Raw genomic sequence first — 13,244 nt, 5'->3', positions numbered from 1 at the left:
TGGCTCCCTGTTGGTCGGGGGAGCATGGCACCACGCTGCGGCTGCGAACACCCTGGCAGCATCGCGGCAATGCGCCTCGCACGGCCTGACGCGCCGCGACACAGGGGCTATACCTCGAACTGGAGGTGCCCTGATGGACGACGATTTCCGCCGCGCTGCGCTCGACTACCACCGTCTTCCGCGACCCGGGAAGCTGGCGGTCGAGCCTACCAAGCGCATGGCGACGCAGCGCGACCTGGGCCTCGCCTATTCCCCCGGCGTCGCGGCGGCCTGTGAAGCGATCGCCGCCGACCCTGCCACCGCCTATGACTACACGACCCGCGGCAACATGGTCGCCGTCATCACCAACGGCACGGCGGTGCTCGGCCTCGGCGCCATCGGGGCGCTGGCCTCGAAGCCGGTGATGGAGGGCAAGGCGGTCCTCTTCAAGAAGTTCGCGGGCATCGATTCCATCGACATCGAGGTCGAGGAACGCGATCCCGCGAAGTTCATCGAGGTCGTGGCGGCGCTGGAGCCCTCCTTCGGCGCCATCAACCTCGAGGACATCAAGGCCCCCGAGTGCTTCGTCATCGAGCGCACCCTGCGCGAGAGGATGAACATCCCGGTCTTCCATGACGACCAGCACGGCACCGCCATCATCGTCGCTGCCGCCGTGCGCAACGGCCTGCTGGTGCAGGGCAAGCGCCTGGAAGACGTGAAGGTGGTGAATACCGGGGGCGGCGCGGCAGCACTCGCCTGCCTCGACCTGCTCGTTTCGATGGGGCTGAAGCGGGAGAACGTCACGATCTGCGACATCGGCGGCGTGATCCACACCGGCCGCAACGACCTCGACCCCTATCGTGCGCGCTATGCCCAGAAGACCGAGGCCCGGACGCTGGAGGAGGTGCTGCCCGGCGCGGACATCTTCCTTGGCCTGTCGGCCCCGCGCGTGCTGAAGCCCGAATGGCTGAAGCACCTGGCGCCGAAGCCGCTGGTCCTCGCCCTGGCGAACCCGGAACCGGAGATCCTGCCCGAGGCCGTGCGTGCCGCCCGCCCCGATGCGATCGTCGCGACCGGCCGCACCGACTACCCGAACCAGGTCAACAACGTCCTCTGCTTCCCCTTCATCTTCCGGGGCGCGCTCGATGTCGGCGCGACCACGATCAATGAGGAGATGAAGATCGCCGCCGCCGACGCCATCGCGGCGCTGGCCCGTGTCGAGGCCTCGGAGGTCGTCGCGGCGGCCTATGGCGGCGTCGCTCCGGTCTTCGGGCCGGACTACATCATCCCCAAGCCCTTCGACCCGCGCCTGATCCTCGAAATCGCGCCAGCGGTCGCCAAGGCGGCGATGGATTCCGGCGTCGCGACGCGTCCCATCGCCGATTTCGGGGCCTATCGCCTCGAGCTGGAACGCAACGTCTTCCGTTCCGGCAACCTGATGCGCCCGGTCTTCGAGTCCGCGCGCAAGAACCCCCGCTGCGTCGCCTATGCCGAGGGCGAGGACGAGCGCACGCTGCGCGCCGTGCAGTCGGTGGTAGACGAAGGCATTGCCGAGCCGATCCTGGTCGGACGGCAGGAGGTCATCGCGGCGAAGGTGAAGGCGCTCGGCCTGCGCATGGCGCTGGGTGAGACGGTCCGCATCCTCGATCCGACGCGCGACGATGCGGTGTTTGGCCCGCTGACCGACCTGTATCGCCTGAAGGCCGGCCGCCGCGGCACGCCGCCCGACGCCGCGGAGCGCCGCGTCCGCACCCGCCCGGCCGTCGCCGCCGCTCTGCTGCTGGAAGCGGGCCATGTCGATGCGGCCATCTGCGGCGGCCTCGGCGACTGGATGGGGCAGTGGAAGCATGTGCTCGACATCATCGGCAAGCGGGAGGATGTCGGCCGCGTCTACGCCATCTCCGGCGTCGTCACCCGGGCCGGCGAGCACCTGTTCATCGTCGATACCCATCTCTGCCTGGAACCGACGGCCGAGCAGATCGCCGAGATGACCCTGCTCGCCGCCGTGCAGGTCCACGCCTTCGGCCTGACGCCTAAGGTGGCGCTGCTGTCGCATTCCTCCTTCGGCGCCTCGGGCGCGCCGTCCGCCCGGCGCATGCGCCAGGCGCTGGCGCTGATCCGGAAGCAGAACCCGACCCTGGAAGTGGATGGCGAGATGCATGCGGATGCCGCGCTGATCCCGGCCATTCGCAGCCGCGCCGTGCCGGACAGCAAGCTGGAAGGGGCGGCGAACCTGCTGGTGATGCCGGGGATCGATGCCGCCAACATCGCCTTCAACCTGGTCAAGGCGGCGACGGACGGGTTGCAGCTCGGGCCGCTGCTGCTCGGCATGAACAAGCCCGTCCATGTGCTGGTGCCCAGCGTGACCGCGCGCGGCATCCTGAACGTGACGGCGTTGGCGGTGGCGCAGGCGAACGCCGCGCGGTAGCGCAGGGGGGCTTATGCCCCCGCGTGCGACAACGGGGCGCAGGGGGCCATGGAGAGGGCCTCTGCCCCTTCCCGTCGCGTCGCGCGTTTCAACTCAGCGCCGGCGGGGCAAATCCCGGCGGAACCAAGCCGGCCATGAGGAAGACCTCCTCGGCTCGTGGCTGCGGGGGGGGGGGAGCGGAGTCCCTCCGTCCCGCGTCGCTCTGGCAGGGCCGAAGAACCTTGCTGCTCAAGGCTCCGCCGGAGAGGGGCAAGGCCCCCCTCCGCGCTGCGTCACCGCGATGTCGCCGTGATGCCCAGGATCCGCTGCAGCTCCGCCGGATTCTGCGGGACCTGCTGCATCTCTGCGGCGCCGATCGGCTTGGGCGGGTTCACGCGGATATCGACGTCCGTGGCCTGCCCACGGATGAAGCGCAGGACCGCGTCACGGATCGGCACCAGCGCCGTCGCGTCCGGCTGGCTCAGCGCGCCCTGGGCCATGGCGGCGAATTGCTCGCGCAACTGGTCTTCCGGCACGCGGGCCTGTGCCGCCTGCATGGCGATGAAGCGCCGGTAGAGCGAGCTGTCCGCCCAGCCCAGCGCTGCGCCGATCAGCCGCGCCTGGCTGTAGTCCAGCGACTGGACCCGTTCCTGCGTCAGCCCGTCGAGGTTCAGAGAGAAAGTGAGCGTGCCGACGTCGCGCGCGGCGATGGTGAAGTCGCGGACCTCCACATGGCCCGTGGTGGCGTCATGGCTGGTCGCGGCGGTGATCTCGCCCTCGATGGCTTGGTAGCCGAAGCGGGTCAGCCAGGGGGCGATCATCGGCAGGGGTTCGACCCGGATGCCGCGCAGTGCCAGGGTGCCGCTGCCCGAGCCCCGGTTGTCGGTCATGTCGGCCGCGATGCGCATTTCCTGCAGCCGGCCAACCGGGCTGCCACCGGCGCTCAGCTCCAGTCCGTCCATTTCGAAGCTCGCGCGGCCGGGCAGACTCGGCGCGCCTTCCATGCGCATCAGTGCGGCGATCGTGCCGCCGATATCGACGCCGCTGAAGGCCACACGGGCCAGCCGCACCGCGTCGACGAAGCCTTCCGTGATGCCGGTCACTGCCACGCCCTGCACCTGCACCGTGCCGGGCTGGCCGGGCAGCCAGTTCTCCACCGTGGCGAGGTCGACCGAGACGTTCGCCGCGCCGGAGACGCGCAGCCCCTCCAGCCGGAGGCCTTCCAGCCGCACCTGGTCGGGCTGCGGCGGGCCGCCGGCGTTGCGTGGCACGGTCAGGCCGGCGATGCGCAGCATGCCGATGCGCACCTGCGCATTGTCCTCCGTCGTCTCGAAGCCGCGCAGCACCGCCTCGGCCACGCCATCCTCGCGCAGGCCGTTGAGCTGCACGTCCTCGATGGTGGCGCGCTTGCCGGGGCGTTCCAGGACCACGGCGGTCAGGCGCACCTGCTCCCCGGTTCCGTCCAGCGCCTGGGCCGAACCGTAGGACAGGCGGACGCTGGGCCCGAGCAGGCCGCGCAGCCGGGTGACCGCGGCCGGCTCGTTGGGCGGGATGACCTGCGGCGCGGCGAGGGAGGGCGGCGGCACAGGGGCCGGCGCCTGGGCGGCCGGCGGCTGCGGCGCCAGGCGCGGCGGCAGGGCCTGCTGCGGCACCACCGGCATGGGCGCTGGCGCACCGAGCGGCGGCGGCTTGGCGGTCGGCAGGGCCGGGCGGTTCGGGGCGCCCAGCGGCGAGGGCTTCGACTGCGCCAGGGCACCCCCGGTCAGGGCCAGACCGGCGACCGTCGCAAGGGCGACGGCCCGGAGCCCCGTGCTGCGTGATGCGTCCATCCCGGAGAACCCTTCCTGTTGCGCCGCCGCAGTAAAGCCCGCGGCCATCATGTGGGCCAGCATGCCGGCGCACCCTTGGCGTGGCGAGTGAGACATTTCACATCACGGACACTGGATGCCAGCATCGGACGAATCATGACCCGCCCCCCTGTCCGCCCCGGCGCGACCGGAGCCGTCGCCGCCTTCCTCGACCGGGTTGCCGCCATGCCGGCGGTGCGACCTGCCAGCGGCCGCCCTGGACGCCTCGTCTTCGCCGTGGATGCCACGGCGTCCCGCCAGCCCTCCTGGGACCGCGCCTGCGCCCTGACGGGCGAGATGTTCCTCGCTACCAGCGATCTGGGTGGCATTGCCGTCTCCCTCGCCTATTGGCGCGGGCATGGGGATTTCGCGGCGACCCCCTTCCTGACCGATGGCGCGGACCTCGCCCGCCGCATGTCCGGCGTCACCTGCCTCGGCGGGCTGACGCAGATCCTGCGGGCGCTGCGGCACACCCTCGCCGAAACGCAGCGCGAGAAGGTCGCCGCCATGGTGCTGGTCGGCGATGCGGTGGAGGAGGATGTCGACGCGCTGTGCCATGTGGCGGGCGAGCTCGGTCTGCGCGGCACGCCGGTCTTCTGCTTCCATGAAGGCAGCAATGCCGTCGCCGGCAATGTCTTCCGCCAGATCGCCAAGGTTTCCGGCGGCGCCTATGCGCCCTTCGATTCGCATTCGGCCGATGCGCTGCGGGACCTGCTGCGCGCCGTCGCGGTGTTCGCGGCGGGCGGCCGGGACGCGCTGGCGCGCCTGGCCAGCCCCGCCGCGACGCGCATCGCCGGGCAGTTGCCGAGGCCGCGATGACCTGGATCGCGCTTGGCGGGCTGGCATTGGTGCTCGCGCTGGCCGGGCTGCGCGCCTTCGCCCAGGCCTCGGTCGGCACGGTGAAGACGATGCTGATCTGGTCCACCGGCGCCATCGGCGTGGTGCTGCTGGCAGTGCTGCTGTTCACCGGGCGCGGGTTGCAGGCGATCTGGTCGCTGACCTTCTTCGCGCCGCTGCTGGTCCAGTTCTGGCGGTCCTGGCGGACGGCGCGAACCTTCTCCCGCGGCGGGCAGGCCAGTCCCGGACAGGAAAGCCGGGTCGAGACCGCCACGCTGGAGATGGTGCTGCACCATGACAGCGGCCGGATGACCGGGCGGGTGACGCGTGGCTCCTTCGCCGGCTCGGAACTCGCCGACCTGTCGCTGGAACAGCTCACGTCCCTGCTGGCCGATTGCGCGCAGCAGGACCCCGAAAGCGTGCCCCTGCTGGAAGCCTGGCTCGACCGCGCCCATCCCGACTGGCGCGAGGCGCCGCGGACCCCGCATGACGCCCCGCTCGACCGGACGGAGGCGCTGGCTGTGCTGGGCCTCGAGGAGGGCGCGACGGAGGAGGAGATCCGCGCAGCGCATCGGCGCCTGATGCGCGCGGCGCATCCGGATCATGGCGGCAGCGCATGGATGGCGGCGCGGGTGAACGCGGCGCGGGACGTGTTGCTGAACGGCCGCTGACGGGGCAGGGCGCGGCCCCTTCCCGCGCCGCCCGCGCGGCGTTCAGCCCGTCGGCAGCCGGTGGAAGCCGGGCGTATCGGGCGGGTCGGCGAAATCCTCGGCGATGCGGGTGACCTGCGCCGCTGGCGGGCCGCGGCGGCAGGCGGAGAGCAACACCTGCACGGCCGCCTCCTCGCCCGCGACCAACGCCTCGACCGTGTCGTCGCGGCGGTTGCGCACCCAGCCATGCACGCCCAGGCGCGTCGCCTCCCGCACCATCCAGTCGCGGTAGCCTACGCCCTGGACCCGCCCGGAAATGACGACGCGCCGCGCCGTCACGTCCGCACCAGGGCGAGAAAGCGCTCGGCGAGGTCGATATCCGCCGCGGCGCGGGCGCGGCGATGGGCGGCCTCGGCATCGGTGCCCCAGCGTTCCTCCTGATGCGTCTCATCCAGCACGGCCAAGCGGTGCGCCTCCTGCCCGTTCAGCCGTCCGGCCGACAGCGCGAGGCCGAGTACCAGGCTGCCCAGCGCGGGCACGGCAAGGCCGAGCGCCGCGAGTTCCTCCACCTCGTGCACGGCGATCGCCCGCTCCAGGGCCTTCAGGCTCTTCGCCGGCTGCGCCACCGGCATCAGCCCGGCGGTGATGGTCAATGGCGCGCCATGCGCCTCGGCCGCCCAGTCGAGCAGGGGCTGCCATTCCCGCGCCTGGCGCTCGGCGAGCGCCGCATCCTCCGCGCGATAGCAGAGCAGATCGGTCTCGGCGTATTTCGCGAGGCCCGCGACCATGGCCGAAGGATCGGGCGCGATGCGGTCCTGCGCCGTGCCGAGCAGGCGTGTCAACGGGACGTCCTCCATCGACATCTCGCCGCCCTTCTCGCCCCCGGCAGCCTGCCACTCCGTAGCAATGGCCTCGGCCAAGGGGGCGAATTCCGTGGCGAGGGGCACACCGCCCGGCAGGCGGAGCGGGCGGCCATCGAGCAGCACGGCATGGCCGCCCTCAGGGCGCGGCACGGCAACGGCATGGGACCAGAAGCGCTTCATCGACGCTTCTCTAGCGCGGTTGGGCCGGAGACGGACAGGCGTCGCGGGGGAGAAGATTCGGCTTCGTCCGACGCGGGCGCAATACGGCGAGGAGGGGCGCACCGGAGAGCGGCAGAGCCCGTCTCCAATCCTCGGTCGCCGCGATCGCTCAGAACCGCGGCACGAGCATTCCGCCATCGATCGGGAAGGAATGCCCGGTCGAGTAGGGCATCGCCCCCGAGGCCAGCGTCGCCACCGCGCCGCCGATATCTTCCGGCTCGCCCATGCGGCGGATCAGCGTTGCCCCGGCCTCGATCTGCTGCGCGTAGCTGTCCCACACCGCGCGCGTCATGTCGGTGCGGATCACGCCAGGCTGGATGTCGTAGGTGTTGATGCCGTGCGGGCCGAGCCGCATGGCGAAGAGCTTCGCCAGCATCGTTACCCCGGCTTTGGACACGCAGTATTCCGCGCGGTTCAGCGAGGCCATCACCGAGTTGATGGAGGAGATGAACACCAGCGAGCGATGCCCGCGCACCGGCGCGCCCGGCGCGATCATGCGCTTCGCGATGGCCTGGCTGAGGAAGAAGACGCCGCGCGTGTTCACGTCCAGCAGGTGGTCCCAGGAGTCGGGCGTGGTCTCCAGCATGTCCTGGCGCTTCGCCACTTGGACGCCGGCGATGTTGGCGAGGCATTCGAGCCCACCAAAGGCTTCCCAGGCGGCATCCAGCAGCGCCGCATGCGCGTCCACATCCCCGACATCGGCGAGAACGAAGGTGAAGCGGCCGCCGGCGGCCTCGACCGCGGCACGGGTCTCTTCCACGCCTTCATTCGAGATGTCGGCACCCACGATCTCGAAGCCCTTGGCTGCAAGTGCGGTGCAGGTTGCGCGGCCGATGCCGCGCCGGGCGCCGGTGACGAGTGCGGCTGGCTTCATCTGATCCCCCGTATTGCGCAACGCCTGTCACGGGGGGATTCAACATAAGGCCCGCTCCACCTTCGGGTGGAGCGGGCCTGCGACCGTTGACCGGCGCCGTTTCCTGGACGTTGCCCCGAACTGAGCAAAGTCATGACACAATTTGCGGGTGCCCCGGGTCAACGGGGTAGGTGTGCGGTGCAGCAAGGCGGTGAGGCGATGCGGATCCTGGTGGTGAACTCCAACACAACCCCGGCGGTGACTGACAGAATCGGTGCTGCCGCAAGGGTTGTGGCCTCTACCGGCACGGTCATCGAGGCCGTCACCGCCCCCTTCGGCCTGCCGCTGATCGTCACCCGCGCGGATTGGCTGGTCGCCGGACCGGCCACGCTCGCAGCATTGTCATCGCACCGGAACCGATATGATGCGGCGGTGATCGCCTGCTTCGGCGATCCGGGGCTGGATGCGGCGAAGGAGCTGCTGGACGTCCCGGTGCTCGGCATCAGCGAGGCCGCCTTCCATGCCGCCGCCATGCTTGGGCGGCGCTTCGGCGTGGTGTCCTTTACCGCCGCGCTGCGGCCCATGTTCGAGGAATGCCTGGACCATCACGGGCTGACCGCGCGCTGCGCGGGGTTCCGCATGGGGCCGCCGTTTTCCGGCGATCCGGGGACGGTAGCGGAGGAACGGCTCGACCTGCTGGCGGGGTTGTGTGCGGAAAGCGCGGAGCAGGATGGCGCAGAGGCGATCATCCTCGCCGGCGGACCGCTCGCCGGTATCGCGCCGCTGCTGCAGCCCCGCGTCGCCGTACCGCTGATCGACGGCACCCAGGCCGCGGTGCGCCTGGCCGAGGCCATGGCAGGGCTGATGCCCCGCCATCCGCGCGGCCATCGCAGTCGCACGCTGACCGGCTTCGCGCCGGAGGTGGCGGGGCTCTACGCTGGGCCTTGAGACCCGTCGCGCGCAGGCTTGACCTCTGGGCGACAGGTGTCGCACGCGGGCCGGCGGGGCGGCCGCGTGCCGAACCCTGCTCCCGGCACGGAATCGCATGCCCTATCTGATCGAGCTGCTGCTCTTCCTGCTGCCCTTCGCCGCCTACGGGCTGTGGCGGCGGATGAACCCGCGTGCCGAGCCGAGCAGCATCCTGCTGGTGCTCGCCGCGCTCGGCATCGTGCTGATGCTGGGGGGGGCATTCTGGTACGGGCTGTCGCGCAGCATGCGGCCGGGTACGGAGTATGTGCCCGCCCACATGGAAGGCGACCACATCGCCCCCGGCCATGGGGAGTCGCGCGAGTGATCGACGCCCCGGCTGCGCGGATCACGCGCCCGGCCTTCCTCGATCAGCCGGAGGTTGCCGCGGTGCTCGCCGTCCTGCCAGGTGCGCGGGCGGTGGGGGGTTGCGTGCGGGACGCATTGGCCGGGCGGGACGCGGCCGACGTGGATGTCGCCGCCCCCTTCGCACCGGAGGACATCGCCGACCGGCTGCGGGCGGCGGGGCTGAAGGTGTTCGAGACCGGCCTTGCGCATGGCACCGTGACCGCAGTGCTGAACCACGCCCCGGTCGAGGTGACGGCCCTGCGCCGCGACGTGCTGACCGACGGGCGCCACGCTGTGGTCGAATGGACCGACGATTGGCGCGAGGATGCGGCGCGGCGCGACTTTACCATCAACGCCATGTCGCTCGGTCCGGATGGGGCGCTGTTCGACTATTTCGGCGGCCGAACCGATCTCGCGGCCGGGCTGGTGCGCTTCGTCGGCGATCCGGATACGCGGCTTGCCGAGGACTATCTGCGCGCCCTGCGCTTCTTCCGCTTCCAGGCCCGGTATGGGCGCGGTGCGCCGGACCCGGCGGCGGTGGCGGCGATCCGGCGCGCGGTGCCGGGCCTCGGGCGGCTATCGGCCGAGCGGATCTGGATGGAACTGAAGCGCATCCTGTCAGTGCCGGACCCGCTCGCGTCCCTCGCGCTGATGGCCGAGACCGGGGTGCTCCGGGCGCCCGCTGTCTTGCCTGAGGCGTGCCTCGGCACGCTCTTCACGCGTCTCATCGCCATGGGCGGGCCACCCGATCCGCTGCTGCGACTCGCGGCGCTGCTGTGCCAGGGAGAGGGGACGATGACGGTCATCGGGCAGATTGCGGGCCGCCTGAAGCTCTCGGGGCAGGAGCGGGATCTGGTCGAGGCGCTCGCCGACTGCACGCCGGCCGACGCCGCCGCGAACCGCTTCGGCATGGCGACGCATCTGGATCAGCCCGGCCTGCGCCGCCTGCTGGCTTCCTTGCATCGTCAGTGGCGCGGTCTCGATCCGCGGGTGGTCCTGCTCGGCCGGTCATGGCTCGCCGCGGCCTTGCCGGCCGATCGGTGGCGTCGGTCCGACCAGGCTGACGACGATCCGGTGGCTTGGGCCAGGCTTCGCGCAGCCATCGCATCCGAGCCCATCCCGGTCTTTCCCATCGCCGGGCGCGATGTGATCGCCCTCGGCATCCCGCCGGGCCCGGCGGTGGGCGCTGCGCTGGATGATTTGCGGTCCTGGTGGATGGCGCGGGGCTGTTGCGACGACCGCGAGGCCTGTCTCGCCGAGTTGCGCCGACGCCTCGCGAATGGGGACGGCGGGACCGCACTCGGGGGTTGAGTGGGGGATCCGGCCCCGCCGTCTTCACCGGAACGAAACAAGAACTACCACGGCGGATCGGACGATTGCAAGGGACTTAACCGAGGCAATTCTGCTGTCGGGCGGCCCTGCCTGCTTGCGCAAAGATGAGGCGGGCTGGTGCGGCGGGGAGGGGCCTTGCCCCTCCCTGGTCGCGGATCACGCCGCCAGCGCCCCCTCGATCTCCGCGATGCGCCCCCCGCTGCGCGGCAGCAGCCGCCGCAGGTAAAACTCCGCGAGCGCGCCATAGCGCGCGCCGTCCTCGGCCGCCGCCCGCGCCAGCATCCAGCCGCCGACCAGCCAGCCGGCGGCCTCGAGATACGGCACCGCGACCGATTCCGCGGCGGCCGCGTCGCGGCCCTGGGTTTCCAGCACCAGGGCCGTCGCCGCTTCCATCCGCTCGGCCGCGGCGCGCAGGCGGGCATCGGGGTTGCGCTTCACCTCGGCGAGCAGGTCGCGCATCTCCGCCCCGCCATCCTTGGCCACCTTGCGCACCACCAGGTCGATCGCCTGGATGCCGTTGGTGCCTTCGTAGATCGGGGCGATGCGGGCATCGCGCAGCATGCGGGCGGCGCCGGTTTCCTCGATGAAGCCCATGCCGCCATGCACCTGCACGCCGGTCGAGGCGGTCTCCACGCCGCGATCGGTGCACCAGGCCTTGAGGATCGGCGTCAGCAGTGCCTGGCGCGCCTGTGCCGCGGTGTCGCCGAACAGCGCGTGGCGGTCGACGCAGATCGCGGTCTCGAGCGCCATCAGCCGCCCGGCGAGCGTCACCGCGCGCATTTCCATCAGCATGCGCTGCACATCGGGGTGTTCGGCGATCGGCTTGCCGCCGCCCTGGATGCGCTCGGCGGCGTAGGCCTCGGCCAGGCGCAGGGATGCCGCGCCATGCGCCACGCCCTGGGTGCCGACGCCGAGCCGCGCATTGTTCATCATGGCGAACATGGCGTTCAGGCCGCGATTGGGCTGGCCGACCATCTCGGCCTCCGCCCCCTCGAACAGCATGACGCAGGTGGGCGAGCCATGGATGCCGAGCTTGTGCTCGATGCCGCCGCAGCGCAGGTCGTTGCGGCTGCCGTCTTCCTTCAGCTTGGTCGCGACGAAGAGGCTGATGCCCTTCGATCCCGGAGGCGCATCGGGCAGGCGGGCGAGCACCAGGTAGACGATGTTGTCGGTGCAGTCGTGCTCGCCCCAGGTGATGAAGATCTTCTGGCCGTGCAGGGCATACTTGCCGTTCCCCAGCGGCTCGGCGCGGGTGCGCAGCACGCCGAGGTCGCTGCCGGCATTGGGCTCGGTCAGGCACATCGCACCGGTCCATTCGCCGCTGACCATCTTCGGCAGCCATTTCGCGGCCTGGTCCGGCGTGGCGTAGTGGACGAGGCATTCGATCGCGCCGGCGGTCAGCAGCGGGCCGAGCATGAAGGACGCATCCGCCGCCATGCCCAGTTCGACCATCGCCGTCCACAGCGCGGCCGGCAGGCCCTGCCCGCCATGTGCCTCGGGTGCCGAGAGCGACTGCCAGCCGCCCTCCACCCATTTGGCATAGGCGGCCGGGTAGGTCGGCGGCGTCTTCACGAGGCCGTTGGCATAGGTCGCCCCGGCACGGTCGGCGGCGAGCGCGTCCGGCTGCAGCACCTCGGTGCAGAAGCGGTCGGCCTCGGTGATGATCTGCGCGATGTCCTCGGCCCCGAGCGGCGCGCCGGCCTTCTCGGTCAGGGCGGGCAGGCCGACCACGCGGGTCAGGCCGAAGATGAGGTCGGTGGCAGCCGTGGAGGTCATGCGGGTACGCCTTGCAGGGCAGAGAGAAGACCGGCGGCGGGCGGGGCCTCGCCGGCGGCCCAGGAAGTGAGCGCCGGCAGCAGCGCCGGGTCGGCAGCGGCGGCCGCCAGGGCGAGGCCGAGCACCGGGCCGAACTTGAAGCCATGGCCGGAGAAGCCGGACATCACGAGGCAGCGTGGCGACAGCGGTTCGACGACGAAGCGCTCGGCGTCCTCGACGTCGTAGTAGCAGGCGCGGGCACCCAGGATGCGGTAGCCGCCCATGTCGCGCAGGCGTGGGCGGGCAAAGGAGAGGATCTCCTCGGCTTCGGCCGGCGTGGCGTCGCGCGGGTCGGCCTCGGCATCGCCGGTCCGGGAGAAGCGATGGTCGCCGATCTTGAGCGGCGTGCCGAGGACGGGCGGAACGGCGTAGAAGCCGCCATCCTCGGCGAGGTCGAGCAGCATCGGCGCGCGCGCCCAGGCCTCGCGGTGCTGCGCCGGCGGTTCCAGCAGGACGAGGATTTGCCGGGACGCGACGACGCGCGGTGCAAGCGCGGCAGGCAGCAGCCGTGGCGCCCAGGGGCCGGCGGCCACGACCAGCAGGTCGGCGCTCCGCGTGGTGCCGTCGGTCTGATGCAGCAGGGCGCGTTCGGCATCGACATCGGCGACACGGGCACGTTCGATCGCCACCCCGCGCGCGGCGATCTGGCGCGCGAGGCCGGCAACAATGCGCTCGGCCAGCAGTACGCCGCCGGCGTCCATGTGGAACGCCGCGCCGATGCCCGATTCGGTGAAGATCGGGAAGCGCGCGGCGACCTCGGTCGCGGTCAGGTCGGTGAAGGGCAGGCCATCGGCGGCCAGCGTTGCCCGGCTCTCGCCGAGCCAGCCCGCCGGGCTGCCCGACACGGCGAGCACGCCCGTGGGGACGTGCAGCACCTCGCCCAGGTCGCGCCAGACCATGTCCCAGGCCGCATAGGCCGGATCGACCATGCGCATGTATCCGGCCTGGCCGCCATAGGCATGGCGGATCAGCCGGTGGTGATCGACCGAGGAACCGCGGGGGTTGGGAACCGGATCCTGCTCGACGATCCGCACGGCGAAGCCCTGCCGGGACAGGGCCCAGGCGGCGGACAGCCCCATGATGCCGGCGCCGAGGACGAGGGCGGTGGGGGAGGAGGCCATGTGCCCA

The 13,244-nt window shown here is 71.5% G+C and carries 12 protein-coding genes; 6 read left to right on the top strand and 6 right to left on the bottom strand.

Annotated features, from left to right (window positions below; translation table 11 throughout):
* The first annotated feature begins 133 nt into the window (after positions 1-133).
* The gene (locus KPL78_RS09870) at positions 134-2,407 is read left to right on the top strand and encodes an NADP-dependent malic enzyme (protein WP_219762774.1); all 2,274 of its coding nucleotides are present in this window, start codon (positions 134-136) and stop codon (positions 2,405-2,407) included.
* Between the two features lie 272 nt (positions 2,408-2,679).
* On the opposite strand, the gene KPL78_RS09865 is transcribed toward KPL78_RS09870, so the two are convergent.
* Positions 2,680-4,278, bottom strand: coding sequence for an aq_1923 C-terminal domain (locus KPL78_RS09865; RefSeq protein WP_219762773.1), 1,599 nt, complete (start codon positions 4,276-4,278; stop codon positions 2,680-2,682).
* A gap of 72 nt (positions 4,279-4,350) precedes the next feature.
* Between KPL78_RS09865 and KPL78_RS09860 the strand changes: the two genes are divergently transcribed.
* Complete coding sequence (locus tag KPL78_RS09860) at positions 4,351-5,052, top strand: vWA domain-containing protein (protein WP_219762772.1); 702 nt, start codon at positions 4,351-4,353, stop codon at positions 5,050-5,052.
* Positions 5,049-5,741 carry a J domain-containing protein gene (locus KPL78_RS09855; protein ID WP_219762771.1) on the top strand — a complete coding sequence of 231 codons (693 nt, stop codon included), beginning with the start codon at positions 5,049-5,051 and terminating at the stop codon, positions 5,739-5,741. The genes KPL78_RS09860 and KPL78_RS09855 overlap by 4 nt, the downstream gene beginning before the upstream one ends.
* A gap of 42 nt (positions 5,742-5,783) precedes the next feature.
* Here the strand turns inward: KPL78_RS09855 and KPL78_RS09850 are convergent, their stop codons facing one another.
* The 3 genes from KPL78_RS09850 to KPL78_RS09840 all read right to left on the bottom strand — a co-directional run bounded on the left by KPL78_RS09850 (position 5,784) and on the right by KPL78_RS09840 (position 7,676).
* Positions 5,784-6,059 carry an acylphosphatase gene (locus tag KPL78_RS09850; RefSeq protein ID WP_219762770.1) on the bottom strand — a complete coding sequence of 92 codons (276 nt, stop codon included), beginning with the start codon at positions 6,057-6,059 and terminating at the stop codon, positions 5,784-5,786.
* A complete protein-coding gene (locus KPL78_RS09845) occupies positions 6,056-6,763 on the bottom strand; it encodes an ATP12 family chaperone protein (protein WP_219762769.1) in 708 nt (235 codons plus the stop codon). The genes KPL78_RS09850 and KPL78_RS09845 overlap by 4 nt, the downstream gene beginning before the upstream one ends.
* A gap of 148 nt (positions 6,764-6,911) precedes the next feature.
* Positions 6,912-7,676 (bottom strand): 3-ketoacyl-ACP reductase, encoded by a 765-nt coding sequence (locus tag KPL78_RS09840; protein ID WP_219762768.1) that lies wholly within the window; start codon positions 7,674-7,676, stop codon positions 6,912-6,914.
* Between the two features lie 198 nt (positions 7,677-7,874).
* Between KPL78_RS09840 and KPL78_RS09835 the strand changes: the two genes are divergently transcribed.
* The 3 genes from KPL78_RS09835 to KPL78_RS09825 all read left to right on the top strand — a co-directional run bounded on the left by KPL78_RS09835 (position 7,875) and on the right by KPL78_RS09825 (position 10,280).
* The gene (locus tag KPL78_RS09835; RefSeq protein ID WP_219762767.1) at positions 7,875-8,603 is read left to right on the top strand and encodes an aspartate/glutamate racemase family protein; all 729 of its coding nucleotides are present in this window, start codon (positions 7,875-7,877) and stop codon (positions 8,601-8,603) included.
* Between the two features lie 97 nt (positions 8,604-8,700).
* Complete coding sequence (locus KPL78_RS09830) at positions 8,701-8,949, top strand: hypothetical protein (RefSeq protein ID WP_219762766.1); 249 nt, start codon at positions 8,701-8,703, stop codon at positions 8,947-8,949.
* A complete protein-coding gene (locus KPL78_RS09825) occupies positions 8,946-10,280 on the top strand; it encodes a CCA tRNA nucleotidyltransferase (protein ID WP_369412713.1) in 1,335 nt (444 codons plus the stop codon). The genes KPL78_RS09830 and KPL78_RS09825 overlap by 4 nt, the downstream gene beginning before the upstream one ends.
* Positions 10,281-10,457: 177 nt before the next feature.
* On the opposite strand, the gene KPL78_RS09820 is transcribed toward KPL78_RS09825, so the two are convergent.
* Together KPL78_RS09820 and KPL78_RS09815 are read right to left on the bottom strand one after the other, a co-directional pair.
* The gene (locus KPL78_RS09820; RefSeq protein WP_219762765.1) at positions 10,458-12,077 is read right to left on the bottom strand and encodes an acyl-CoA dehydrogenase family protein; all 1,620 of its coding nucleotides are present in this window, start codon (positions 12,075-12,077) and stop codon (positions 10,458-10,460) included.
* Positions 12,074-13,237, bottom strand: coding sequence for an FAD-dependent oxidoreductase (locus tag KPL78_RS09815; RefSeq protein ID WP_219762764.1), 1,164 nt, complete (start codon positions 13,235-13,237; stop codon positions 12,074-12,076). The genes KPL78_RS09820 and KPL78_RS09815 overlap by 4 nt, the downstream gene beginning before the upstream one ends.
* Positions 13,238-13,244: the final 7 nt, after the last annotated feature.

Source organism: Roseomonas alba (assembly GCF_019430885.1).
Taxonomy (GTDB): domain Bacteria; phylum Pseudomonadota; class Alphaproteobacteria; order Acetobacterales; family Acetobacteraceae; genus Neoroseomonas; species Neoroseomonas alba.
The sequence above is the reverse complement of the archived record's forward strand: the minus strand, read 5'-3'. Positions and strand labels throughout refer to the sequence as shown.